Source organism: Saccharopolyspora gloriosae (assembly GCF_014203325.1).
GTDB classification, from domain to species: Bacteria; Actinomycetota; Actinomycetes; order Mycobacteriales; family Pseudonocardiaceae; genus Saccharopolyspora_C; species Saccharopolyspora_C gloriosae.
Map to the genome: position 1 here is coordinate 2,164,612 of NZ_JACHIV010000001.1, position 23,112 is coordinate 2,187,723.

At 72.3% G+C, this 23,112-nt stretch carries 21 protein-coding genes; 6 read left to right on the top strand and 15 right to left on the bottom strand.

The window, feature by feature from the left end:
* Positions 1 to 107: 107 nt before the first annotated feature.
* A complete protein-coding gene (gene gdhA / locus BJ969_RS09820) occupies positions 108 to 1,457 on the top strand; it encodes an NADP-specific glutamate dehydrogenase (RefSeq protein WP_184478635.1) in 1,350 nt (449 codons plus the stop codon).
* A gap of 237 nt (positions 1,458 to 1,694) precedes the next feature.
* Here gdhA and BJ969_RS09825 read toward each other — a convergent pair whose 3' ends face one another.
* The 7 genes from BJ969_RS09825 to BJ969_RS30970 form a co-directional block, all read right to left on the bottom strand.
* A complete protein-coding gene (locus tag BJ969_RS09825; protein ID WP_184478636.1) occupies positions 1,695 to 3,227 on the bottom strand; it encodes an alpha/beta hydrolase in 1,533 nt (510 codons plus the stop codon).
* Between the two features lie 209 nt (positions 3,228 to 3,436).
* Positions 3,437 to 4,240, bottom strand: coding sequence for an ABC transporter permease (locus BJ969_RS09830; protein WP_184478637.1), 804 nt, complete (start codon positions 4,238 to 4,240; stop codon positions 3,437 to 3,439).
* Positions 4,237 to 5,418: an ABC transporter substrate-binding protein gene (locus BJ969_RS09835; protein WP_184478638.1), complete on the bottom strand. Its 1,182-nt coding sequence runs from the start codon at positions 5,416 to 5,418 to the stop codon at positions 4,237 to 4,239. The genes BJ969_RS09830 and BJ969_RS09835 overlap by 4 nt, the downstream gene beginning before the upstream one ends.
* Complete coding sequence (locus BJ969_RS09840; RefSeq protein WP_184478639.1) at positions 5,415 to 6,158, bottom strand: ATP-binding cassette domain-containing protein; 744 nt, start codon at positions 6,156 to 6,158, stop codon at positions 5,415 to 5,417. Before BJ969_RS09840 ends, BJ969_RS09835 begins: the two co-directional genes overlap by 4 nt.
* On the bottom strand, positions 6,134 to 7,213 hold the full coding sequence (locus BJ969_RS09845; RefSeq protein WP_184478640.1) for an acyl-CoA dehydrogenase family protein: 1,080 nt from the start codon (positions 7,211 to 7,213) through the stop codon (positions 6,134 to 6,136). The genes BJ969_RS09840 and BJ969_RS09845 overlap by 25 nt, the downstream gene beginning before the upstream one ends.
* 3 nt (positions 7,214 to 7,216) lie before the next feature.
* Entirely contained in the window at positions 7,217 to 7,753 is a 537-nt protein-coding gene (locus BJ969_RS09850; protein WP_184478641.1) for a DUF4242 domain-containing protein, read from the bottom strand.
* 83 nt (positions 7,754 to 7,836) lie between these two features.
* A complete protein-coding gene (locus BJ969_RS30970; protein ID WP_416309450.1) occupies positions 7,837 to 7,920 on the bottom strand; it encodes a putative leader peptide in 84 nt (27 codons plus the stop codon).
* A 55-nt stretch (positions 7,921 to 7,975) separates the two neighbouring features.
* On the opposite strand from BJ969_RS30970, the gene BJ969_RS09855 reads away from it, so the two are divergent.
* Together BJ969_RS09855 and BJ969_RS09860 are read left to right on the top strand one after the other, a co-directional pair.
* The gene (locus BJ969_RS09855) at positions 7,976 to 8,581 is read left to right on the top strand and encodes a TetR/AcrR family transcriptional regulator (RefSeq protein WP_184478642.1); all 606 of its coding nucleotides are present in this window, start codon (positions 7,976 to 7,978) and stop codon (positions 8,579 to 8,581) included.
* 533 nt (positions 8,582 to 9,114) lie between these two features.
* The gene (locus BJ969_RS09860) at positions 9,115 to 11,454 is read left to right on the top strand and encodes a GH92 family glycosyl hydrolase (protein WP_184478643.1); all 2,340 of its coding nucleotides are present in this window, start codon (positions 9,115 to 9,117) and stop codon (positions 11,452 to 11,454) included.
* A gap of 395 nt (positions 11,455 to 11,849) precedes the next feature.
* Here the strand turns inward: BJ969_RS09860 and BJ969_RS09865 are convergent, their stop codons facing one another.
* Together BJ969_RS09865 and otnK are read right to left on the bottom strand one after the other, a co-directional pair.
* Positions 11,850 to 12,488, bottom strand: coding sequence for a class II aldolase/adducin family protein (locus BJ969_RS09865; RefSeq protein WP_184478644.1), 639 nt, complete (start codon positions 12,486 to 12,488; stop codon positions 11,850 to 11,852).
* The gene (gene otnK / locus BJ969_RS09870; protein ID WP_184478645.1) at positions 12,485 to 13,741 is read right to left on the bottom strand and encodes a 3-oxo-tetronate kinase; all 1,257 of its coding nucleotides are present in this window, start codon (positions 13,739 to 13,741) and stop codon (positions 12,485 to 12,487) included. Before otnK ends, BJ969_RS09865 begins: the two co-directional genes overlap by 4 nt.
* A gap of 296 nt (positions 13,742 to 14,037) precedes the next feature.
* Here otnK and BJ969_RS09875 point away from each other — a divergent pair, with 296 nt between their 5' ends.
* The 3 genes from BJ969_RS09875 (at position 14,038) to BJ969_RS09885 (ending at position 17,715) form a co-directional block, all read left to right on the top strand.
* Positions 14,038 to 15,426, top strand: a complete 1,389-nt coding sequence (locus BJ969_RS09875; protein ID WP_184478646.1) for a homoserine dehydrogenase — start codon at positions 14,038 to 14,040, stop codon at positions 15,424 to 15,426.
* The gene (locus tag BJ969_RS09880) at positions 15,426 to 16,781 is read left to right on the top strand and encodes a GntT/GntP/DsdX family permease (protein ID WP_184478647.1); all 1,356 of its coding nucleotides are present in this window, start codon (positions 15,426 to 15,428) and stop codon (positions 16,779 to 16,781) included. Before BJ969_RS09875 ends, BJ969_RS09880 begins: the two co-directional genes overlap by 1 nt.
* 136 nt (positions 16,782 to 16,917) lie before the next feature.
* Positions 16,918 to 17,715: a DeoR/GlpR family DNA-binding transcription regulator gene (locus tag BJ969_RS09885; protein WP_184478648.1), complete on the top strand. Its 798-nt coding sequence runs from the start codon at positions 16,918 to 16,920 to the stop codon at positions 17,713 to 17,715.
* Between the two features lie 24 nt (positions 17,716 to 17,739).
* Here BJ969_RS09885 and BJ969_RS09890 read toward each other — a convergent pair whose 3' ends face one another.
* The 6 genes from BJ969_RS09890 to aztB all read right to left on the bottom strand — a co-directional run bounded on the left by BJ969_RS09890 (position 17,740) and on the right by aztB (position 23,082).
* Positions 17,740 to 18,033 (bottom strand): hypothetical protein, encoded by a 294-nt coding sequence (locus tag BJ969_RS09890; protein ID WP_184478649.1) that lies wholly within the window; start codon positions 18,031 to 18,033, stop codon positions 17,740 to 17,742.
* Positions 18,034 to 18,231: 198 nt separating this feature from the next.
* The gene (locus BJ969_RS09895) at positions 18,232 to 18,528 is read right to left on the bottom strand and encodes a hypothetical protein (RefSeq protein ID WP_184478650.1); all 297 of its coding nucleotides are present in this window, start codon (positions 18,526 to 18,528) and stop codon (positions 18,232 to 18,234) included.
* A gap of 145 nt (positions 18,529 to 18,673) precedes the next feature.
* Entirely contained in the window at positions 18,674 to 19,837 is a 1,164-nt protein-coding gene (gene aztD / locus BJ969_RS09900; RefSeq protein WP_184478651.1) for a zinc metallochaperone AztD, read from the bottom strand.
* 50 nt (positions 19,838 to 19,887) lie between these two features.
* On the bottom strand, positions 19,888 to 20,808 hold the full coding sequence (gene aztC / locus BJ969_RS09905; RefSeq protein WP_184478652.1) for a zinc ABC transporter substrate-binding protein AztC: 921 nt from the start codon (positions 20,806 to 20,808) through the stop codon (positions 19,888 to 19,890).
* Positions 20,805 to 21,983, bottom strand: coding sequence for a hypothetical protein (locus BJ969_RS09910; RefSeq protein ID WP_184478653.1), 1,179 nt, complete (start codon positions 21,981 to 21,983; stop codon positions 20,805 to 20,807). The genes aztC and BJ969_RS09910 overlap by 4 nt, the downstream gene beginning before the upstream one ends.
* Before the next feature lie 235 nt (positions 21,984 to 22,218).
* Positions 22,219 to 23,082, bottom strand: coding sequence for a zinc ABC transporter permease AztB (aztB, locus tag BJ969_RS09915; RefSeq protein ID WP_184478654.1), 864 nt, complete (start codon positions 23,080 to 23,082; stop codon positions 22,219 to 22,221).
* Positions 23,083 to 23,112: the final 30 nt, after the last annotated feature.

A 23,112-nucleotide genomic window follows, 5' to 3' on the forward strand; every position in this document is an offset into this window, starting at 1 on the left:
AGGCGGTAGCGGGCCGCCGGAACAACGCTGGTCGCGGGCAGGGCTCACCAGGTTTCACGCCGATGTTGACCGCCGAGCCGGGTGATCAGCCGAGATAGGAGCGAGCCTTGGCGAATCTCGACGAGAAGCTGCAGGACATCTACGACGAGGTGCTGCACCGCAACCCCGGTGAGGACGAGTTCCACCAGGCGGTGCTCGAAGTCCTCGACAGCCTCCGCCCCGTCGTCGCGAAGCACCCGCAGTACGTCGACGCCGAGGTCATCCGCCGGCTGTGCGAGCCGGAGCGGCAGATCATCTTCCGGGTGCCGTGGGTGGACGACAAGGGCTCGGTGCAGATCAACCGCGGCTTCCGCGTCGAGTTCAACTCGGCCCTCGGGCCGTACAAGGGCGGCCTGCGGTTCCACCCCAGCGTCTACCTGGGCATCGTCAAGTTCCTCGGTTTCGAGCAGATCTTCAAGAACTCGCTGACCGGGATGCCGATCGGCGGCGGCAAGGGCGGCTCGGACTTCGACCCGAAGGGTCGATCCGATGGCGAGGTCATGCGCTTCTGCCAGTCCTTCATGACCGAGCTGTACCGGCACATCGGCGAGTACACCGATGTCCCCGCGGGCGACACCGGCGTCGGTGGGCGCGAGATCGGCTTCCTGTTCGGCCAGTACAAGCGCATCACCAACCGCTACGAGTCCGGTGTGCTCACCGGCAAGGGCCTGACCTGGGGCGGTTCCCAGGTGCGCCCGGAGGCCACCGGCTACGGCACGGTGTTCTTCGTCGACGAGATCCTGAAGACATCCGGGGATTCCTTCGAGGGCAAGAAGGTCGTCGTCTCCGGTTCCGGCAACGTCGCGCAGTTCGCCATCGAGAAGGTCCACCAGCTGGGCGGGACCGTCGTGGCGTGTTCGGACTCCAGCGGCTACGTCGTGGACGAGAAGGGCGTCGACGTCGCGCTGCTGCAGGAGATCAAGGAGGTGCGCCGCGACCGGATCGAGGAGTACGCCAAGGCGCGCGGCTCCGAGGTGCGGTTCGTGGCCGGGCGCACGGCCTGGGAGGTGCCGTGCGACATCGCGCTGCCTTGCGCCACCCAGAACGAGCTCGACGCCGACCACGCCGCCGAACTGGTCCGCAACGGCTGCAAGATCGTCGCGGAGGGCGCGAACATGCCCACCACGCCGGAGGGCATCAAGTTCCTCAACGAGGCCGGGGTGAAGTTCGCGCCGGGCAAGGCTGCGAACGCGGGCGGTGTCGCCACGAGCGCGCTGGAGATGCAGCAGAACGCTTCCCGCGACTCGTGGAAGTTCGAGCACACCGAGCAGCGCCTCGAAGAGATCATGCGCGGCATCCACGAGCGCTGTCTGCAGACCGCCGACGAGTACGACACCCCCGGCAACTACATCGCGGGTGCCAACATCGCCGGGTTCACCAAGGTCGCCGACGCGATGCTGGCCCTCGGCGTCGTCTGACGAACACCTGAGGTGACACGCCTCCGTCCCGATGGGACGGAGGCGTGTCGCGTCCATGGCCGGGGTTCGCGGGCGGTGAGCCCCTGTTCCTCTTGCGCGGACCGACCTGCTGCCGTGCTGCCCCGGTCCGAGATGACTGGTCGAGCCGGTACGCGGCGGCGCGTGCCCCTGATCGCGGGGCGGCGATCGGCCGCACCGGGGCCTGCGACGGCAGGGCGGGTTCCGCGCTCCGTTCGCTCACATGAGGGGGCTCACCGCGGCCAGCGGCCAGCCGAGGAGCACGCCGCCCACGACGGCGGGGAGCCACCACGGGGCGCTGCTCCTGGCGAGGAGCGCGGCCCAGGCGAGGTGCCAGAGCAGCAACGCCCCGAGCAGCGGCGCGATCAGCAGCACGAAGCTCGGCAGGACGCCCGCGATCGCCGCGGCCCCGATGCCGAGCAGCGCGGCGCCCAGCGCCGCCGCTCGCGCGCCGTCCCGCCGCCACCCGTGCAGGCCGCGGACCAGGAACTCCGCCGCCGCGCAGGCGACACCGCAGCAGGCGACGACCAGCGGTGCCCACCACCAGCGCGGACCGTGCGGGATCGGCTCGGCCAGGCCGAATCCGATGGGCACGGCGACCGCGAGCACCGCGTAGCAGGTGACCGCCGCCGACCTCCACGGCGTGCGCGGTCGTCCACATCGGACAGGTTCCGGTGCGACCAGTGTGAACGCGAGTCCGCTGCCGAGCCCGAACAGCGCGAGGAACCAGCCGATCTCGCCGCCGACCGCCAGCGGCGACCATCCGACCGGGACCAGCGCGGAACCGGCGACGGCGATGGCGGTTCCGGCCGCGACCGCACCGGCGATCCGAGTCGGCCCAGCCGCACGCGCTCCATCCGAAGGCGCCGGGCGGAAGAGCATGCGCGCGAAGGGCAGGAAGCCGATCGCGAAAGCCCCCCAGAGCAGCGCGGCGGCGAGCACCCGTTCACCGGCCGCGTTCCCGACCGGTGCGGTGGTGGCGTGCAGCGACGCGCGCAGCCAACTCGCGGCTTCCGCATGCGCCTGAGGCGCGAAGAGGATCGTGATGTGCTCGGTGCCGTCGACGGTGCGGGCCCGCCGAGCGTTGTCCACCGCGGGATCTCCGCCGAGCGAGCCGGGAAAAGGGTGCCGCCGCGCGTCCTCGGACGCCCGGTGGAACGCCGGGAACTCGTACCGTCCGGTGAGCAGGAGCAGGTCCTCCGGCAGCGCCGGGTCCTGGGGCGGGGCGCCGGCGCCGGGCAGCGAGATCGCCACCGTCGCCGCGATCTCCGGATGTTCCGCGGCGAACCGGTGCACCGCCCCCGCTCCCATGGAATGCCCGGCGAGTCCGATCCGGCCCGGATCGACCTCCGGCGTCCGGCGCAGCAGGCCCACGGTCGCCGTCAGGTCCGCCGCTAACCGGGGTTCCCGCGCGGCGCCGTCGGGCAGCGGCGTCCGGTTCGCCCCGTGCCCGGCGAAGTCCGGCAGCGCGACGACGAATCCCGACCGGGCCAGCGTCGTGCCCCAGTCGGCCATCAGCCGACGGCTCCCGGCGTACCCGTGCGCCACGACCACCGCCGGAGCCTTCCCGGCGCTCAGATCGGCGGGACGCACCAGGTCGACCGGCACGCCGTCGACGACGGTCGTCGTGCGGACCACGCCCGAATCCACCCGAGCCGGCCCGAGCCCCGCTCCGAGCAGCAGCACCACCACGACGACGTACGACCACCGCAGCAGCCCCGATCCTGCGCCCCGCCACGAAGACCTGGTCATTCCGAGATCGTCCCACGCCACCGCGCCCGCGCGAACACCGAAGATCATCGGATGGCCGGGGAACGGATCAGCTCGACGTGCGCGCGGTCCGGCCGGTGGGCGCAGTCGGCCCGGATCGGATGGGGCGTGCGCTCCCGCGACGGCGTCTCGTGCGCGGCGGCGACGGACTCGACGGCGGCGCGCGACCTCCAGGAGACGCCGCCCCGCGATCAGCCCCGCCGGGGGCGCAGGACGGTGCGGGCGAGGGCGTCGAGGGCGTAGCCGAGCACGCCGATCACCAGGATCACCGCCATCACCTGGTCGTAGGCGAGCTGATCGCGGGAGTTCAGGATCTGGTAGCCCAGCCCGGAATCCACGCCCAGCATCTCCGCGGGCACCAGCACGACCCACGCGATGCCCAGCGCCAGCCGCAGCCCGGTCAGCACGTGGCCGCGCGCGGTCGGCAGCACCACGCTGGTGAGCACTTCGAACCGGCTCGCGCCGAGCGAGCGCGCCACCTGGAGGTGGCCGGGGGACACGGCGTGCACGCCCGCCGCCGTGTTGAGCACGATCGGCCACACGGCCGCCGCCGCGACCAGGAACGTCACCGGCCGGTGGCCGATGCCGAACACGGCCACCGCGATCGGCGCCCAGGACAGCGGCGAGATCATCCGCAGGAACTGGAACACCGGGCGGGTGGCGCGTTCCACCACGTCCAGCGACCCCACCAGCAGCCCCACCGGGATGCCGATGACGGCGGCGATGAGCATGCCCAGCAGCAGCCGCCACAGGCTCGCCGCCACGTCCGGCAGCAGCACGCCCCGCGCCAGCAGCTCGCCCACGGCGGGCACCGCGTGCTGCGGGGCGAACGAGGACAGCAACCGGTCGCCGGTGAGCACGTCGGTCACCAGCCACCACAGCGCGACGGCGACCAGGACCGCGACCAGCGGCGGGCCGGCGCGGTGCAGCAGCCGCCCGTCGGTCGAGGACTGCGGGGCGGTCTCCTCGGCTCCGCGCGGGGAGGTCGCGGTCATGCGGGGTTCACCTCTTCGCGGCGGAGTAGGGAGTCGGGCAGGCCGAACGCGCCGGGACCGCCGAAGCGGTCCAGGCTGCTGCGCACGAACCGGTCGTCGACGAGCTGCCCGTGCACCTCCTCGGGGCGGAGGCCGGTGAGGAACCCGGTGTCGCCGTCGACGACCGTGTCCCGCATGGACGCGACGAGCTCGGCGGTGAAACCGGGGAACGGGAACGGCTGGAACCCGATGCGCTGACCGGCCCAGCCCGGGTGGCGCAGCGCGCCGCGCTCGACGTAGTCGGTGGGCGGGTAGTTCAACGCCTTCGTCACCGCCTTCAGCGGCTGCGGCAGGTACTTGCCGCCGGTGAGCGCCTTCGCCCCGGCCTGCCGGTCCCGCGCGAGCCCCAGTTGCGACAGCGCCAGCGCGTCGACCAACCCCTGCACCCGATCCGGGGCGGCGCGCACGAAGTCCTCGTGGGCGAGCACCACGCAGCAGGCGTGATCGCGCCACACGTCGCCGACGAAGCGCAGGATGCGCCCGACGCCCTTGATCTCCGCGATCGCGTTGAACGGGTCGGCGACGATGAAGCCGCCGACGGAACCGTTGTCCAGCGCGGGAACCATGTCCGACGGGCTCATCACCACCAGCTCCACCGTCCCGTCCGAGACCGAGGGCTGGCGGCGCACGACGGGGGTGAGCCCGGCGGCGCGCAGCATCCGCTGCAGCACGATGTTGTGGATGGACCACCAGAACGGGATGGCGACCTTGCGCCCGGCGAGCTGCTCGATCCGGTCGAGGGAGCGGTGCACGGTCAGCGCGGAGCCGTTGGTGTGGTTCCACGCCAGCACCCGGCACGCGGTACCCATCGAGTAGCGCAGCTGCACCGCGAACGGCAGCAGCAGGTGCACCACGTCGACCTGGCGGGTCAGGAACGCTTCGGCCAGCGAGGCCCAGCTGCGGAACTTCACGGGACGTTGCGCCCCGGTGCCGTGGGCGTCGAGCAGTCCGCTGCCGTGCGCGACGAGCAGCGGCGCGGCGTCGGTGATCGGCAGGTAGCCGATCCGCATGGCCGCCGACGAGGCGTCGCGGTGCTGGGCTGCGTGCAGACCGAGGTCCGCGGTGGCGCCGATCCCGGCCGCCGCCCCGAGCGCGCCCGCGCCGAGCAGCAGCGAGCGACGGCTCCACGACGAGCTCATCGGATCGCCCCCGCGGTGACCGGGCCCGCCGGGTACCGCGCCAGCAGCTCGTCGCGCAGCGCTCCGTCGATGCTGCCCGGCGCGTTCGACCACTCCTGGGCCACGCCGCCGGAGCCGTCGAGCATCGCGATGCGGTCGCCGACCAGCAGCGCCTCGTCCACGTCGTGGGTCACCAGCACCGAGGTCAGCGCCAAGTCGTCGGTGGTCGACCGCACCCAGCGCCGCAGGTCGTCGCGCGCGGCCGGGTCGAGCGCGCTGAACGGCTCGTCGAGCAGCAGCAACGCCGGTTCGATCGCCGCGGCCCGCGCCACCGCGACGCGCTGCGCCTGCCCGCCCGAGAGCTGGTCCGGGTAGGAGTCCGCGAGCTCGGCCAGGCCGAGCCGGGACACGAGCTCGTCGGCCCAGGCGGGGGCGAAGCGGTCCCGGTTGGCGCGGTAGCGCCCGCCGAGCAGCACGTTGTCCCGCACGGTCAGCCACGGCATCAGGTGCGGCTGCTGGAACACGGCGCCGATCGGCGGCCGGACGTCACCGCCGGACCACTGCACGGAGCCGCCGTCGAGGGATTCCAGCCCGGCCAGCACCCGCAGCAAGGTGGACTTGCCGCAGCCGCTTGGCCCGAGGATCACCAGGAACTCCCCGTCCCGCACCGCCAGTTCGAGTCCGCTGAGGACGCTGCGTCGTCGCGGGCCGTGGCCGTAGGACTTGTCCGCTCCGGTCAGGCGGACCGTGAAAGTTCCCACCGCAGTTGCCCTTCCGTCGGAGCCTGGATCGGGAGGAAGGCCGCTTCGCGCAGCCGGCGGCTCGTCGCGCTCGTCGCGACGTAGCCGCGACCGCCGGTGACGGCGGACTCCAGCCTGGTCGCCGCGCCCGCGACGCGCGCGGCGTCCAGGCGCAGCCGCAGCAGGTCCGCGGCGGACGGGCGGTGCGGCGCGCGGGCGAAGTCGAACAGCCGGGCGCGCACCGAGTCGTGATCGGTGGCGAGCTCGGCGAAGTCCGCACCGAACTCGGCGTTCAAACCGTCCAGCAGTTCCGCCGAACACCGCCGGGACGCTCCGGCGAGCCCGGCGCAGAACGCGCTCTGCACCAGCAGGAACGTCGGGCGCACCGAGCGCACGAACCCGGTGAGGTCCTCGCTGAGCACGTGCTCGGCGGGCACCTCGACCCCCGTGAGCGTCGCCGAGGACGACCGCGTGCCGCCCAGGGCCAGCAGCTCCGGCGCGTCGTGGACGGTCACGCCGGGATCGTCGATGCGCAGCACCGCGATCAGCCCGCCGCCGTCGGCGAACCGGGCGGGCACCACGACCAGCGCGTCGTCGAAGAGGTTCGACGCCCAGCGGATCGGACCGTCGAGCCGCACGCCGTCCGCGGTGCGCTCGGCGATCACCGGGACGGGTTCGAGCCCGGCGACGTGCTTCATCGCCGGGGCCATCGCGGTGACGCCGATCCGGGAACCGTCCCGCAGCGCCGCGAGCTCGCCGTCCAGCTCCGGGCCGGTGGCCCCGCGAGCGAGGTACTCGACGACCATGCGCTGCGCCCACAACGAGAAACCGGAGCTCATGCAGCTCGCGGCGACGTCCTCGACCACCAGCAGCATGGTCGCCAGTTCGTCGCCCGCGTTGTCCGGGGCGCCGAGTCCGAGCAGCCCGAGTTCGCCGAGGAAGCGCAGCCCGGGGCGGACGTCGCAGCCGCCCCGGTCCAGCTCACCGGCCTGCGCGGTGAAGAACTCCGCGACGGCCGCGCGCTCCGGGTAGCCGGTGGGCGCCGCGACGCGCGCGGCGGTGTGCGCGGAGGTCATGGTTCAGCCCCGATCCAGGGTGTGCAGGCGGTCGATGGGGGTGCTCACGACGTCGCGGGCCTTGCGGACGACGTCTTCGTCGGGGGCGTCGTAGAAGCACAGGCACTTCGCCATGTCCTCGCGCACGTAGGTGCGCAGGAACGTGACCTCGGGGACCTCGGCGTACTTCGGCGCCTTGGCCTTCTTGTTCGCCAGGTAGGTGTCCATGTCCAGGTCGGCGGGGAAGTCCCACTCGACGAGGTAACCGGCCTCCGGGCGGGCGGCCTTCACGTCGGCGAGCTCGGCGCCGACCAGGCGGACCAGGTGCGGGCCGGAGAGCTCCGCGACCTCGGGGAGGCGCTCGGTGTTCAGCGCGCTGCCGAGATCGGCGTCGTCGGCGGCCTCCACCACGACGAACACCCGGTCCAGCGAGCCGGTCACCTGGGACTCGATCACTTCGCCGCCTGCGGTGCGGGCGGCGGCGTCGAAGGCGCTGAGCAGCTTCTCCGTCTCCGGGCGGGCGCTGTCGGTGGGCACGATCTCGTACAGGTACAAGGACATGGCGAAGCCTCCGGAACTGGCTCGGGACATGCGGCGGCGGACGGCTCTCAGCCGTCGCGGAACTGCCGCGGAAAAGGGGAGATTCAGGCCAGGGGAGCAGGACAGACCGCGCTGGCGACGCGAAGCAGGTCCACCTGCAGTCGCCGCACGAGCTCCGAACGTGGCATGGCCCCACCCTAGGACCAGACGGATCGGTCTGTCTATTGGTGTTACGGTGTGGCCATGGCCACCACGCGATCAGGCGGGACCGCGCCCGCCCAGCGGCTGCTGGAGGCGGCAGGCGATCTGTTCGTGCGGGAGGGGATCCGGGCGGTCGGGATCGACCGGGTGATCGCGGAGGCGGGTGTCGCGCGGGCCAGCCTGTACCACGCGTTCGGTTCCAAGGACGCGCTCGTCGCGGCGTACCTCGACGACCAGGACGACGCCGACCGCCGGAAGTGGGAGAAGGCCACCGCGGGCCTCGACACTCCGCGCGACAAGATCCTCGCCCTGTTCGACCTGGCGCACGGAGCGGCGGTCGCCCGGCGGTTCCGGGGCTGCCTGTACCTCAACGCCGCCACTGAGTTCCCCGACCCGGGACATCCCGCCCGCGCCGCCGTGGACCGGCACCGCGCCTGGTTGCACGCGCTGCTGGTGGACCTCGTCGAGCAGACCGGCGCCTCGGACGTCGAGGGCGTGGCCGAACGCGTCCGGTTGCTCTACGACGGCGCGGTCGCGGGCTCGAAGTTCAGCCGCAGCACCGCCCCGATCGAGCTCGGCAAAGAACTCGCGGCGAGCCTGCTGGACGGCGCGCAGGGCTGGACCGCGTCGCGCGGCCGGGCCCGGTGAATTGTCCCCGGCCGCGCGGTGAAGAATTCCGCCGCCGGTTCTTCTGGTAAATGTGTGAGCGTCTCGCCGGGATTGCCCTGAACGGATGGAAAAGCCGCGAGAAACGGCTGGTCCGGACCATTCGGCGGGAATCGGCATTGCCGCCTCCGCGCTCGATCGGTACCGTCGTGATCACCGCATTGGACAACGTTGTCATGGGGGATCTGTGCGCGTTTCGGGCTCTTCTTCCCGCTGCCGGCGGAGATTCCTCGTGGCGTTGCCGCGGCCGGAGCAGGGTTCGCGTCCGCTCCGGCGAGAACGGAATCCGCTGAACCCGTTCCCGCCTCCTCGCGGGAGCGGTCCGCGGAAAAGGCGTCGAGTTCGCCTCGTTCACGAGTCGTGAGCACGCCTGCCGGAATGGCGTCGACGCCTTTCCGTCGTCGGCAGTGGAACACCCGAGATCCGGCGGAGAATTCCGGTTCCGCGATTTCCGCGCCGAACGCTCCCGCCGCCTCGCCTCAACCCGTCGTCCCGTCACCAGGGAGAGGAGCACGATGCGCACATCCAGGCGCAGACGCACATCCGGCCGATACCGATCGGTGCTGGTCACCACGGTCGGGCTGGTCACCGCGCTGGCCCTGCCCGCGGCGGCCGTCCCGGCGGTGGCCGCGGCCCCGGCCGCGCCCGACGTCGAAGATCCCGCGCAGTACGTCAACCCGTTCACCGGAACCCAGGTCGGCGGCCCCGACTTCGGTCACGGCGGCGGTGCGGGCAACACCTTCCCGGGCGCCGTCGCGCCGTTCGGGATGATGCAGTGGAGCCCGGACACCGCCGAATACCAGCACGGCGGCTACCAGTACGACGACGACCGGATCCGCGGCTTCAGCCTCACCCACCTCTCCGGCGCGGGCTGCGGGGACTTCGGCAACATCCCGTTCCTGCCGGTGCTCGGCGACGCCCCGGCGCAGGACTACGCGTTCTCGCACGAGAGCGAGTCCGCGTCACCGGGCGCCTACGACGTCACCTTCGACAACGGCCTGCGCACCGAGCTCACCGCGACCCAGCGGGCGGGCATCGCGAAGTTCACCTATCCGGAAGGGCAGACCGCGTCGCTGTCGGTCGACGCCGCGAAGGCGTTCAACGACGCCTCCGGATCGCTGACCGTCGAGGGCAACAGCATCAGCGGCTACACCGACGGCGGCGGATTCTGCGGCGGGAGCAACAAGTACCGCATCTACTTCCACGCCGAGTTCGACAAGGACTTCACCGGTAGCGGCGTCGTGCGCGACGGCCAGGTCGACCCGTCGACCAAGGAGATCACCGGATCGGCCAGGGGTGCCGCCCCCGCGGAGGACGGTCGGCCTGCTCCGCGGGACGACGGCGCGCAGGCGTTCGTGTCCTTCGACCCCGGCGCCGACCGCACCGTCACCGCGCGCGTCGGGATGTCCTTCGTCAGCCTCGACGGAGCGAAGGCCAACGCCACCGAGGAACTCGGCGAGCGCGGCTTCGGCGAAGTTCGCGACGGCACCAGGGCGGCCTGGAACGACATGCTCGGCCGGATCGACGTCGGCGGCGGCGAGGAGCAGGACAAGCGGCGCCTCTACACCGGGCTCTACCACTCGCTGCTGCACCCGAACGTCTTCAGCGACGTCAACGGCGAGTACACCGGCTTCGACGGGCAGGTGCGCAGCGCCGAACCGGGCCACGCCCAGTACGCGAACTACTCCGGCTGGGACGTGTACCGCTCGCAGATGCAGCTGGTGTCGCTGATCGCGCCGGACATCGCCTCCGACATCGCCCAGTCCGCGGTGAACCAGTCCGCCCAGGGGGGGTACTTCGATCGCTGGACGGTCGCCAACGGCGGCACCGGCGTGATGACCGGCGACCCGCTGCCGATCATGATCGCGAGCGCGCACGCCTTCGGCGCCACCGACTTCGACACCGGCCAGGCGTTGGAGCGGATGGTGGCGGGCGCGTCGAACTCCGACGAACGGCCCGCGCACGACCAGTACGGGTCGCTCGGCTACATCGCCGCCGACGACGAGGAATCGTGGGGATCGGTGTCGACGACCCTGGAGTACACCGCCGCGGACTTCGCGGTGGCCCAGTTCGCCCAGCGCATCGGCCAGGGCGCGACGCACGACGAGTTCCAGGCCCGCGCGCAGAACTGGCAGAACCTGCTCAACCCGGACAGCGGCTGGATCCAGCCCCGCGCGGCCGACGGCTCCTGGCCCGAGTTCGACCTGGCCCAGCAGGACGGCTACGTCGAAGGCAACGCCGCGCAGTACACCTGGATGGTGCCGTTCAACCACCGGGAGCTGTTCGACCGGATGGGCGGCGACGAGGCGGTCACCGGGCGGCTCGACGAGTTCTTCGCGGAGCTCAACGGCGGGCCGGACAAGGCCAACGCCTACCTCGGCAACGAGCCGTCGGCGAACACCCCCTGGGCGTACGCCTACGCCGGGCAGCCGCACAAGACGCAGGACGTGGTGCGGCGCGCGCTGACCGACCTGTTCAGCGCGGAGCCCAACGGGCTCGTCGGCAACGACGACCTCGGACAGATGTCGTCCTGGGCGGTGTGGGCGTCGCTGGGCATGTACCCGGAGGCGCCGGGCCGGGCCGAGCTCGTGCTGGCGAGCCCGCTGTTCTCGTCGATCAGCATCGACCGGGGCGACGGGAGGACGATCGAGGTCAACGCTCCGGAAGCCTCGCGGGACACCGAGTACGTGCAGGGCTTGGCGGTCAACGGCGCCCCGAGCGGGAAGGCGTGGCTGTCGGAGGAGTTCGTCAACGAGGGCGGCACGCTCGACTACGCCCTCGGCGCCGAGCCGAACACCGAGTGGGGCAGCGCACCGGAGGACGCCCCGCCGTCCTTCGGCGCACCCGGCGAGTGAGTCCGAACAGGACGGTCTGACTCCGTTGCCGCGGAAGGGATCCGAGGCCCCCGGTTCACGCCGGGGGCCTCGGTCCGTTCTGGCCCGCGGCGCGAGCCCCGGGAGCAGGACCTCGTCGAGCGCACGGGCGAAACCGGTCAGCACCGCCACCGGGTCGCCGCGCAGCGAACCGGCCTCCGGCGCCGGGGCGACGGCGAAGCCGGTGGCCGGGTCGGTCAGCGCGTCCAGCACCAGTCCGGCCGGGGTGCTCCAGCGCCGGTACAACGGGGCACGGGGACCCGCCGGCCGACGTCCGCGCGACCCGTGCGCTGCGCCGGATCTGGTGCGGTGGCGTCGAAATCACCCCGGGCACGTGACGGCCGTGCCTGCTCGTCGAGGCGGGCAGCCCGGCGTCGTCAGCCGTCCCAGGTGGTGCCGTACTTCGCCGTGAGCTCGCGGATCTGCTCCGGCTCCAGCAGGCGCGGCCGGTGCGAGCCCAGGCGCAGCAGCAGCGCCGAGACCTCCTCGATCTCCACCGCCGCGTCCACCGCCGCCGCGAGCGTCGCGCCCGAGGTGATCGGCCCGTGGTTCTGCAGCAGTGCCGCGCGGAAGTCGAAGTCGAGCGCTTCCAGCACGTCGGCCTGCGCCGGATCACCGGGCGCGGCGTAGGGGATCAGCGGGGACTGGCCGACGCGCATCACGAAGTACGGGGTCAGCGGCGGGATCGCGCTGCGCGGCGACCACGGCGCCAGGCACGCGACCCCGGCCGCGTTGCGGGAGTGCAGGTGCACGACCGCGCCCGTACCCGGATCGCGGCGGTAGAACGCGCCGTGCAGCGGGAACTCCTTCGACGGCCGGGGGCCCGCGAGGTGTTCGCCGTGCAGCGACAGCTCGGAGAGCGCCTCGGGGTCGAGTTCGGCGAGGTCCGCACCGGTCGGGGTGAGCAGCATCCGGTCGCCGACGCGCACGCTGAGGTTGCCGGACGAGCCGGGGCTCAGGCCGAGGGCGGCGAGCCTGGCCCCTGCGGCGACGAGTTCTTTCCGCGTCCTGCTCATGACAGCGCGTCCCAAGCCGTGGTGAAGATGTCGATCCCTCCGAAGTTCCCCGATTTCAACGCCACGTCCACCGGGCGATCCTGTCCGTCCACGTGGGACTCCATGCGGCACCAGGGCACGCCCGGGGCGATCTGGGCGCCGACGTGCAGCGCCGTCGCGCCCAGCGCCAGCACCACCGCGCCGGAGGTCTCGCCGCCCGCGACGAGCAGCCGCCGCGCGCCGGGCGCGACCAGCTCGCTCGCGCACCGCGCCAGCGCCCGCTCCAGCAGTTCCCCCGCCGGGGTCGCGCCCTCCGGCGTCGCCGCTTCCAGTTCGTCGCCCACGCCGACCGCGTAGATCAGCGGCGGCAGGTCGGGGTCCGCCGCCCACCGGGCGCGGGCGAACTCGACCAGGTCGGCGACGGCGGCGTCGAAGTCCGCGCGCAGCGCGGCGATGTCGAGCTTGCGGTGGGGCAGCGCGGATTTCGCGTGCGTCACCTGGTTCCGGGTCGCCGCCGAGGCACTACCGGCGAGCACCACCGCGGGGCCCGCGCCTGCCGAGCTCGCGCGGGCGCTGTCCGGGTGCGGGCCGGTGAGGCCGAGCGCGAGCCCCGCGCCGCCGGTGAGCACCGGGTCCTCGGCGGTGGCCGCGGCGATCGTCTTCAGGTCCGCGTCGGTGGCGGCGTCGACGACCACCAGCGCCGATCCCGTTCCGGCGAGCTCGTCGCGCACCGCGTCGGCTCCGGCCCGCACCACGTCGTGGCCGATCAGCCGCACCGGGCGGCGGGTCTGCGGGGCGAGCAGCCGCAGCAGGTTCGAGTCCCGCATCGGGGTCAGCGGGTGGTCGCGCATCGGGCTCTCCGCCAGCGGCTGGTCGCCGACGAACAGGTGCCCGCGGTGCACGGTGCGGCCGGTGGCCGGGAACGAGGGCACCACGACGGCGCGGTCGGCGCCGAGTTCGTCGAGCACGGCGTCGACCACCGGGCCGATGTTGCCGGTGGGCGTGGAGTCGAACGTGGAGCAGTACTTCACGTAGATCCGCTCGCACCCGGCCGTCCGCAAGGCGCGCAGCGCGGCGAGGGAGTCGCGCACGGCGTCGTCGACGGGGGCGGTGCGCGACTTCAGCGCCACCACCACCGCGTCCAGCTCGTCGAGCGGCTCGGCGGGGGCGGCCGTGCCGATCACCACGGCGGTGCGGAAGCCGCGGGAGACCAGCATCGTCGCGAGGTCGGTCGCCCCGGTGAAGTCGTCGGCGATCGCGCCGATCAGCGGCATGCGTCCTCCCGGTCGCGGTGCGCCCGCGGGTGCGGGCGGGTCGTCGGTCGTCCGCGGGGCGCGGACGTGCAGAGTGGGGCCGGTCCTGGTGTCCGGCCACGTTCGCGCGGGGGCGTCGTCCTCGTCGGGGGAAGAGGACGAGCCGATCCGCCTCCGTGAAAAAATGTTAGCACGCTTGACTCTGATGTGAACCTGTGAATATGTTCTGTTAAACCGTGTGATGTCGGACTTGACCGGATCGGCCATCGCGCCACCGAGCCAGCGCTCAACGACGCGAGGACTCAACGAGGAGACCCATGAACGTGCAGCCACGCCCACCGGGCACCGGCGGCAGGCCCGTCGGCTACGCGCTCTCCGGAGCGGCAGGCGGATTCGCCCGCACCCTGCTGGCGCAGACCCTGCTGATCCCCGCGCTGGCCCCGGCCGTGCTGTGCGACGTGGACGTGCCCCGGCTGCACGCGCTGTGCCTCGAACTGGGCTACGCGCCCGAACGGCTGCGCACCTGCACCGACGCCGAGCAGACCGCCGCGGCCACCGCCGCCGGGCACATCGCGCTCGTCGCCGACCAGGAACTGCTCGGCGCCGGGCAGTGGGACGTGCTCGTCGAAGCCACCGGCAGCCCCGCCCACGGCTACGCGATGGCCCGCGCCGCGCTCACCGCGGGCAGGCACGTCGCCATGGTCAGCAAGGAGGTCGACTCCGTCGCCGGCCTGCACCTGGCGAGGCTGGCCGCGGACAACGACGTCGTCTACGCCCCCGCCGAAGGCGACCAGCCCGGCAACCTCATCCGGTTGCTCGACTGGGCGCGGCTGCTGGGCATGGACGTCGTGGCCATCGGCAAGTCCAGCGAGTACGACCTGGTCTTCGACCCGGCGACCGGCACGGTGACCCAGCTCGACCGGACCGTGCCCGCTCCGGCGATCGGCGAGCTGCTCACCCTCGGCGAGGACGTGCGCGGCACCCTCGCGGCCCGCGCGGACGCCGTCGCCGCACTGCCCACCGGCGCGACCGCCGACTACTGCGAAATGGCCGTCGTCGCCAACAACACCGGCTTCCGGCCCGACGTGGAACGGCTGCACTACCCGGTCGCGCGGATCGCGGAGCTCGCCGACATCTACTCGCTGCGCGAGCACGGCGGCGTGCTGCACGAGACCGGCGCGGTCGACGTGTTCAGCGCGCTGCGCCTGCCCGACGAGGCCTCGTTCGCCGGTGGCGAGTTCGTGGTGCTGCGCACCAACGACGCCGAGACCTGGCGCATCCTCGCCGAGAAGGGCCACGTGGTGAGCGAGGACGGGCGCTACGCGACCGTCTACCTCCCGTACCACCTGATGGGCGTCGAGACCCCGGCGACGCTGCTCGCCATCGCCGCGCACGGCCGGACGCCGGACGCCGCACCGCCGGGCAGGCACGCGGTGCTCGCCGGACGCGCCCAGCGCGACCTCGCCGCCGGCACCGTGCTCGACATGGGCGGGCACCACCACGACGTCACCGGCGTGCAGGCCGTCCTGCTGCGCGACGAGGACGCCCCCGCCGACGTCGCTCCGCTGTACCTCGCCGCGCACGCCGAGCTGGGCCGCGACGTCGCCGCCGGAGAACTGATCACCCTGTCCGACCTGGCGAACCCGGACCCGGCGCTCGTCGAGGCCTGGAACCTGGGCGGCGAGTGGGCTAGGGAGGTCGCCTGATGAGCGCCGAGCTCACCCCGCTGCTGCTGGCGGCAGGTGCGATCGTCGTCCTGATCGTGCTGATCACGAAGATGAAGCTGCACCCGTTCCTGGCGCTGATGATCGCCGCGCTCGGGCTCGGCTTCGCCAACGGCATCGCGCCCGGCGAGACCGCCGAGCACTTCCAGACCGGATTCGGCGACGCCCTCAGCGACACCGGGCCCGTCATCGGCCTGGGCACCATCCTCGGCGGCATCCTGCTCGGATCCGGTGGAGCGGACCGGATCGCGACCGCGTTCATCGGCACCCGCCCCGTGAAGTGGATCCCCGCGGCGATCGCCGCCGCCGCGCTGCTGATCGGCATGCCGCACCTGTTCGACGTCAGCTTCGTGATGCTGGTGCCGCTGGTGTACGCGGTGGCCAAGCGGACCGGCTCGCACCTGCTGTTCGTCGGGCTGCCGATGGCGGCCGGGCTCTACGTCTCGCACGGCCTGCTGCCGCCGCACCCGGCGCCGACGCTGGCGGTCGCCGCCTACGACGCCAACACCGGGATGACCATCTTCTTCGGCCTGGTCATCGCCATCCCGGCGGCGATCATCTGCGGCCCGGTGCTGACGCCGCTGCTGGCCCGCTGGTTCGGCCCCGCGCCCGACCTGGACAAGAGCCCGGTGCCCGACCCCGGTCCCGCCGAGGGAGAACTGCGCCGTCCCGTGTCGCTGGTGCTGGCGCTGATCACCGTGGTGCTCCCGGCGGGCCTGATGCTCATCGGCACCCTCGGCACTTCGATGACCGCGCCGGGCACCTGGGCGAACGTGCTGTTCGAGGCGTGCGACACGCCGGTGCTGTCGCTGCTGGCGGCGGTCGTGTTCGCGTTCTTCGCGCTGGGCGTGCGATCCGGGTTCGGGTTCGCGAAGTTGCAGAAGATGGCCGCGAAGGGCCTCGGGCCCGTCGGCGCGATCATCCTGATCCTCGGCGCTGGCGGAGGACTCAAGGAGATGCTGTCGGCCACCGAGGTCGACAAGCTGATCACGCAGTACGCCGTCGACTGGGCGGTGCCGCCGCTGCTGCTGGCGTGGACCGTGGCCGCGCTGCTGCGGATCTGCCTCGGTTCGGCGACGGTCGCCACCGCCGCCGCGACGGGCATCGTGGCTCCGCTGGTCGCGGCGTACCCCGGGTTGTCGCCGGAACTGCTGGTGCTGGCGACCGCGTCCGGTGCCGTGATGCTCTCGCACGTCAACGACTCCGGGTTCTGGCTGTTCAAGGAGTACTTCCAGCTCAGCGTGTCGCAGACCTTCCGGACCTGGACGCTGATGCTCTCCTTGCAGTCGCTGTTGAGCCTCGGCGGCGTGCTGCTGCTCAGCGCCCTCGTCTCCTGACGTGAACGCCTCCTCCGCCCGTGAACGTGGGCGGAGGAGGTGTTCACCTGAACGGGCAGCGGTGGGCTCCGGGAAGCCGCCGGTGGGCGGTGGCGACAATGGGAGCGATCGGTTCGCGACGAACGGGGAGTGGGGCATGGACGCGTCGGAGAACCCGCCGCTCATTCCTGATCAGCGCCGCGAGCAGCTGGTCAAGCACCTGCGGCGGGAAGGGGTGCTCAGCGTCCAGCAGATCACCCAGCTGTTCGGCATCTCGCACATGACGGTGCGCCGCGACCTCGCCGAACTGGAACGCCAGGGCCTGGTGTTCTCGGTGCCCGGCGGCGCGCGCATCGCCAGCCAGGTGCACGCCGAGCCGACGTTCCAGGCGAAGTCGGTGACCGAGCAGCCCGAGAAGCAGGCGATGGCGCGGGACGCCGCCCGCCACGTCCGCGACGGCATGACGGTCTACCTCGACGCGGGCACCACGATGCTCACGATGATCCCGCTGCTGGTGGAGCACGCCGAACTCACCGTGGTCACCAACGATTTCACCGCCGTGGAGCGGTTGTTGCCGGCCACCCACCTCGACGTGATCCACCTCGGCGGCCTCGTCGAACCCGCGAACCGCTCCAGCGTCGGGCGGCTGGCGGCGTTGACGTTGCGGCAGCTGGCGCTGGACGTGGCGTTCGTGAGCGCGAGTTCCTGGGACCTGCTGCGCGGGGTCACCACGCCGTCGGAGCGCAAGGTGGAGGTCAAGCACGCCGCGATGGCGGCCGCGTCGAAGTCCTTGCTGGTGGCGGGTTCTTCGAAGTACGGCGTGTTCGGCCGCTACAAGGTCGCGCCGCTGACCGCCTTCGACGAGGTGATCACCGACGCAGCCCTGGCCGACGCCGCCGCGGAGGGAATCCGGGCGGAGGGCACCGATCTGCGCCTGGCGAGCCCGGAGGGGTAGCTGCGGGCTCGTGGGCCTGCGGCGTCAGGCGGTGTTCGGATCGCCCGCGATCTTGCAGGCGAGTTCGGCATGCGGCCTGCTCACCTCGATGGTGAGGAGGTCGTGCAAGCACTTCTTGAAAGCCTGCGATCCGCCGCCCTGCGAACCCAGCGAACAGGCGTTCTCCACCTTCGGTCCCACGGTGTACCCCTGGTCGTGGAGGTAGGCGGCGCACCCCTTCGCGGTCGCCTGCGCGGGTCCGGCCGCCGCCAACGACAGCATGCTCGCGGCTGCCACCGTCACCAGCGAAGCGGCGATGCGCCGCGTCGTCCTGCTCATGATTCCCCCTGCGGTGTAGGTCCCCCAGCGGCGGATTCCTGCGCCGTGGAGCCGTTTCTCCGGCTCCACGGGGAATCTTGCCGAATTCGATCGCGGGAGGTCGGGGGAATGGCACGAAGCACCTGAACGGCCCAAACGGGGTGGACACGAAGAATCCGGCCGATCGAGCGAACTCGACCGGCCGGATGGGTTCAGTGCTCAGTGCTCGTCGTAATGATCGCCGTGGGCGGCGTGGCGGTGGCCGTCGTGCAGGTAGTCGGTGTGGTCGCCGTGCTGCACGGCGGTGTGGCCGCAGTCCGCCCCGTGCTCGTGGGAATGCCCGTCGTGGGCGACGTGCTCCGACGGTTCGCATTCGTCGTAGTGGTCGTCGTGGGCCCGATGCAGGTGACCGTCGTGCGCATAGTCGGTGTGGTCACCGTGCGGCACCGCGGTGTGCCCGCAGTCCGGCCCGTGCGCGTGCGGGTGGTCGGCGTGCTGGGCGTGAGCCGTCGTCATGAGGAACCTCGCTGCTGCGTTTCGGTCGGTCGGCACCGCCAGGTGGAGCAACCTCGCGGTCCCCATCACATTAGCCACCACGCATATGTCAGCAACTCGGCGACCGCCGCCCGCATCGCACGATCCGGGCGGCGGGGCCGGGAGGTCAGGACACGACGCCGCTGAGTTCGTTCGGGGCGGCGGGCAGGGTGCCGGTGGCGGTCTTCTCGCCGGTCGCCAGGTCGACCGCGTGGATCTCCTTGCGGTTCGGGTCGGTGACGTAGGCGGTGCCGCCGCGCACGAACAGCGCGGGACGCGGCTGCTGCCACTCCAGCGGTTCCTGCCAGGAGCCGGTGACGGGGATGGTGTTCACGATGCGTCCGCTGGCCGGGTCGATGACGCGCAGACCGCCGTCGGTGCCGAGCACGAGGGCCTCGCCCTGCGGCCCGCGCGCCAGCGAGCGGAAGGTGTAGCTGGTGCCGAGGTCGACCAGCCGCAGCTTCCCGGTCGTGGTGTCGATCAGCGAGACCTGCTCGGGGCGCTCCAGTTCGGCGTCCTCGTCCACCTTGTAGTCGCCGAGCACGATCGGGGAGTGCTCGGAGCCGGCCTGGTTGCCGATGCGGCCGTACTCGGTCGGGCTGGTGACCTTCGTGATGGCGCCGTCCCGGTAGACGACCGCGCCGTTCTCGCAGCCGACCACGATCGCGTCGCCCTGGGCGGCGGCTTCGCCGTGCACGCCGGGGCAGTCCTCGTTGCGCGCGATCTCGTCGCGGTTCTCGTCGAGCACCACGATGCCGACGCGCTCGTCCTCGTTGCCGAGTGTGGTGAGCAGTTCGCCACCGGCGAGTTCGACGGCGACGCCGTGGTGCGGCTCGGCGGTCTTGTGCTGCTCGGTGGCGGGTTTCCCGTCGCCGAGCTCCTTCGGGTCGAAGGAGGTGACCTCGCCGGTGCCGTCGCTGAACAGCACGGTGCGCCCGGCGTGGCGCACGACGTGACCGGGCTTGGCGCCGGGGAACGTGACGTCGGTCAGCGCGGGGTGCGCGGCGTCGAGCAGCTGGAACCCGTCGGAGGTGGACACGACCACGTGCTCGTCGTCGCCCGCCGGGTTGAGGCGGTTGAAGCCGTCCAGCGGGATGTCGGCGGCGACCTGGAGGGTGCGGCCGTCGAGCACCCAGATGCCGCCGTCGTAGGTGGCGACCACCGGTTCCGCCACGGCGGGTCCGGTGGGTGCGGCCTGCGGCTGCGGTTCGGGTGACGCGCAGGCGCTGAGCGCGAGCGCGGCGGTGGCGAGCGCGACGCCGGTCTTGGCGGCTGTCCTCGTGGTGGGCATGGATGTTCCTCTTCTCTTGTGCCGTCGAGCGGTTCCGGTGTTCGGCGGGGTCATCCGCCGAGGCCGGTGGCGATGGCGTCGGCGTTGGACCGGGTCATCTCCAGGTAGGTGCCGGCGCCCTCGCCGGGCGGGCTCAGCGATTCGGAGAACAGCGGCACCACCCGCACGTCGAGCCCGGCCTGGTCGGCGAGCGCGCGGGCGAGCCGGTCGGGTTGCGAGGAGTCGGCGAACACCGCCCGCACTCCCGCCTGCCGCACGGCTCCGGCGAGTCCGGCCAGGTCGGAGGCGCTGGGGGAGGCCAGCGTCGTCCCGCTGGGGATGACCGCGCCGATGACCTCGAAGTCGTAGCGCTGCGCGAGGTAGCCGAACACGTGGTGGTTGGTGACGAGCTTGCGCCGCTGCGCGGGGATGGCGGCGAACCGCTCGGCGGTGGCGGTGTCGAGCGCCGCCACCTCGCCCCGGTAGCGCGCGGCGTTGGCCCGCACGACCGCCGGGTCGACCCCGTCGACGTGCTCGACTACCTGCTGCGCGATGACGTCGACGGCGGCGGCGACGCGGCGCGGGTCGGTCCAGAAGTGCGGGTCGGCCTGGCCGCGCGATTCGTCGCTGGTGTAGCGGATCGGGTCGACCCGTTCGCCCACCGGCAGCGTCGCGACCCCGGCGGACCCCGCGGCCCGGACGTGGCGCAGCACGCCCTCCTCCAGCCCGAGTCCGTTGTGGACGACGAGGTCGGCGAGTTCGAACTCCGCGGCCTGCTGGGCGGAGATGCCGAACGAGTGCGGATCCGCACCGGGCCGCATCAGCACCGACACCTGGGCCTGGTCGCCGAGGACGTTGCGGGTGATGTCGCCGAGGATGTTGGTGGTCACCACCACCTGGGCGCGCTGCGGCCCGCCGCCGGAGCAGCCGGTGAGCACGAGCAGCACCGCCGCCGCGGTCGCGGCGAGCGCCGCGGTGATCCGCCGGCTCATCGCCCGGTCTCCGCGAGGTGCGAGGCCTTGCCGCCGAGCCGGAATTCGCGGGCCAGGCGCAGCGAATCGTTGTAGTCGATCTCGTGGATCGTTCCGGCGTCGACGTCGTTGACGTAGGCGCGGGTCGTGTCGATCCGGATCACCGGCAGCGGCTCCGAGGTGTCGACGGGACGTTCGGTGATGCGGGTTTTCGCCGTGACGGCACCGGTTTCGGCGTCGTGGGCGTGCAGCACGCCGTCCGCGGTGAGCGCGAGCAGCGGGCCGCCCTCGCCGACCGCGTTGACGGCCACGACGGGACCCGTCTCGACGTGCGTCCACTTCCGGTCCGAGAGGTCCAGCGACCACGTGCCGTGCTCGCCCGCCTTCGCGGCGAGGGTGGCGCTGCCGGGGCGCTGCTGGAACTCGCGGGCGCGTTCGTCCTCGCCGACCGGGCGCGGGTACGGGATCTTCTCGCCGCGGAAGGCGCCGCCGTCCTCGGAGACGAGCAGCGCGCCGTCGGCGCAGCCGAACACGACTCCGCGCCGGGTGAGCGCCTCGCCGCTCGGCCGCGGGCAGGACGGCTCGACGGTGCCGGTGACCCGGCCCTCCCGGTCGAGCACTCGCACCGCGCCGTCGGGGGCGGCGGTCAGCACGTGCGTCTCGTAGGGGACGGCGGCGGTGCCCGGCGCGAGCTCGGCGCGGCCGACCTCGGTGAGGGTGCCGCCGTCGAGCGCGGCCCGGTCGAACAGCGTCGCCGAACCGTCCGAAGTGGACACGACGGCGACGCCGGTGTCGTTGTGCGCGCCGGAGGTGCGGCCGGGGAGGTCGCCGACCTCATGGATGTCGGCGCGGTAGTAGTGCACGTGGTCGCCGTGGTCCACCATCCACGAGCCGCTGTCCACGACGCGGGTGCCGCCGTCCCCGGTCAGGTAGGCGTAGCGGCCGTCGTCGGTGATGTCCTGGACGCCCGGTACCGCCCCGAGCTCCACGACCTCCTCGGTGATCAGGTCGAGCACCCGCACCGCGCCGGTGTCGCCGTCGGCGACGACGAGGCGGGATTGGGCTTCGGCGGCTTCCTCGGCACCTTCGACGTAGCCGTGCGGCACGTCCGGTGGCGGGGCGGCTTCGCCGCCGGGGGAGCCGCAGGCGGTGGCGGCCAGCGCGACGAGCGCGAGGGCGAACGCGGCGGATTTCATCTGTCTCACAGGGGCCCTTTCAGAATGATCTTTTGGTCGTTGTCTTGTCAGCGGGGGAGCCGCTGAGCAGTGACCGGCTAGAGCAGGCCGACCACCGGCGGGTTCTCAGCGGCTTCGTTCGCGAGGACAGCGATTTCGTGGTGTAGGGAGCTACATGAGAAATCGATCCCGCAGCGAGGAAGCCGCTGAGGTTCCGCTGAGCGACCAGCTACGCAGGTCGTTCTGAAAGGACTTCTCACAGTGCGTGCTCGACTTCCGTGTTGGTCTTCTCCGGGACTGCCCGGACCCGGTCGCGCAGTTCGGCGCCGAGGGCGGACAGGAAGAACAGGACGACGGCGGTGGCGGCGATGGTCGCTCCGGCGGCGGTCCCCCAGTGCCAGGAGACGAGCAGTCCGATCGCGGTGGCGGCCATGCCGAGCACCGCGGCTGCCGCCATCACCACCGGGATGCGCTTGGCCCACAGCACGGCCGCCGCGGGCGGGGCGATGAGCAGGCCGAACACCAGCAGCGTGCCGACGATGCGGAACGAGGCGACGATCGCGAGCGTCACCAGCCCGAGCAGCAGCGCGTTCGCCAGGCCGGGGCGCAGTCCGAGGGTGCGGGCTTTGCGCGGGTCGAACGAGAGCGCCACGAACGCCCGGTGTCCCGCGAGCGAGACGATCACCGCCACCGCGAGCGCTGCGGCCAGCTTCCCCAGTTCCGGCGCGGTCACCGCGAGCACGTCGCCGAACAGGAAGCCGGTGAGGTCGACGGCGAACGACTGCGAGTGCGACACGATGATCACGCCGGCCGACAGCATCCCGACGAACAGCAGGCCGATGCTCGTGTCCCGCGACAACCGCTGCGAGCGCCCGAGCGCGGTCACGCCGAAGGCCATCACGCCCGCGCTCAGCGCCGCGCCGAGCAGCAGGTCCCCGCCGAGCAGCGCGGCCAGCGCCACTCCCGGCAGCATCCCGTGCGACATGGCGTCCCCGAGGAAGGCCATGCCGCGCAGCACGACCCAGGTCCCCGCGAGCGCGCAGATCAGCGAGACCAGCACCCCGGCCCACAGCGCGCGCTGCACGAAGGAGACCTCAAAAGGGACGAATAACCAATCCATGACAGATCACCCTATAGTGAAAATGATTTT

Bases quoted from the DNA above. Each gene is read 5' to 3' on its own strand.
- BJ969_RS09825 (WP_184478636.1), bottom strand. From the start codon at position 3,227: ATGACCAGGTCTTCGTGGCGGGGCGCAGGATCGGGGCTGCTGCGGTGG.
- BJ969_RS09830 (WP_184478637.1), bottom strand. From the start codon at position 4,240: ATGACCGCGACCTCCCCGCGCGGAGCCGAGGAGACCGCCCCGCAGTCC.
- BJ969_RS09835 (WP_184478638.1), bottom strand. From the start codon at position 5,418: ATGAGCTCGTCGTGGAGCCGTCGCTCGCTGCTGCTCGGCGCGGGCGCG.
- BJ969_RS09845 (WP_184478640.1), bottom strand. From the start codon at position 7,213: ATGACCTCCGCGCACACCGCCGCGCGCGTCGCGGCGCCCACCGGCTAC.
- BJ969_RS09850 (WP_184478641.1), bottom strand. From the start codon at position 7,753: ATGTCCTTGTACCTGTACGAGATCGTGCCCACCGACAGCGCCCGCCCG.
- BJ969_RS30970 (WP_416309450.1), bottom strand. From the start codon at position 7,920: ATGCCACGTTCGGAGCTCGTGCGGCGACTGCAGGTGGACCTGCTTCGC.
- BJ969_RS09855 (WP_184478642.1), top strand. From the start codon at position 7,976: ATGGCCACCACGCGATCAGGCGGGACCGCGCCCGCCCAGCGGCTGCTG.
- BJ969_RS09860 (WP_184478643.1), top strand. From the start codon at position 9,115: ATGCGCACATCCAGGCGCAGACGCACATCCGGCCGATACCGATCGGTG.
- BJ969_RS09865 (WP_184478644.1), bottom strand. From the start codon at position 12,488: ATGAGCAGGACGCGGAAAGAACTCGTCGCCGCAGGGGCCAGGCTCGCC.
- otnK (WP_184478645.1), bottom strand. From the start codon at position 13,741: ATGCCGCTGATCGGCGCGATCGCCGACGACTTCACCGGGGCGACCGAC.
- BJ969_RS09875 (WP_184478646.1), top strand. From the start codon at position 14,038: ATGAACGTGCAGCCACGCCCACCGGGCACCGGCGGCAGGCCCGTCGGC.
- BJ969_RS09880 (WP_184478647.1), top strand. From the start codon at position 15,426: ATGAGCGCCGAGCTCACCCCGCTGCTGCTGGCGGCAGGTGCGATCGTC.
- BJ969_RS09885 (WP_184478648.1), top strand. From the start codon at position 16,918: ATGGACGCGTCGGAGAACCCGCCGCTCATTCCTGATCAGCGCCGCGAG.
- BJ969_RS09890 (WP_184478649.1), bottom strand. From the start codon at position 18,033: ATGAGCAGGACGACGCGGCGCATCGCCGCTTCGCTGGTGACGGTGGCA.
- BJ969_RS09895 (WP_184478650.1), bottom strand. From the start codon at position 18,528: ATGACGACGGCTCACGCCCAGCACGCCGACCACCCGCACGCGCACGGG.
- aztD (WP_184478651.1), bottom strand. From the start codon at position 19,837: ATGCCCACCACGAGGACAGCCGCCAAGACCGGCGTCGCGCTCGCCACC.
- aztC (WP_184478652.1), bottom strand. From the start codon at position 20,808: ATGAGCCGGCGGATCACCGCGGCGCTCGCCGCGACCGCGGCGGCGGTG.
- BJ969_RS09910 (WP_184478653.1), bottom strand. From the start codon at position 21,983: ATGAAATCCGCCGCGTTCGCCCTCGCGCTCGTCGCGCTGGCCGCCACC.
- aztB (WP_184478654.1), bottom strand. From the start codon at position 23,082: ATGGATTGGTTATTCGTCCCTTTTGAGGTCTCCTTCGTGCAGCGCGCG.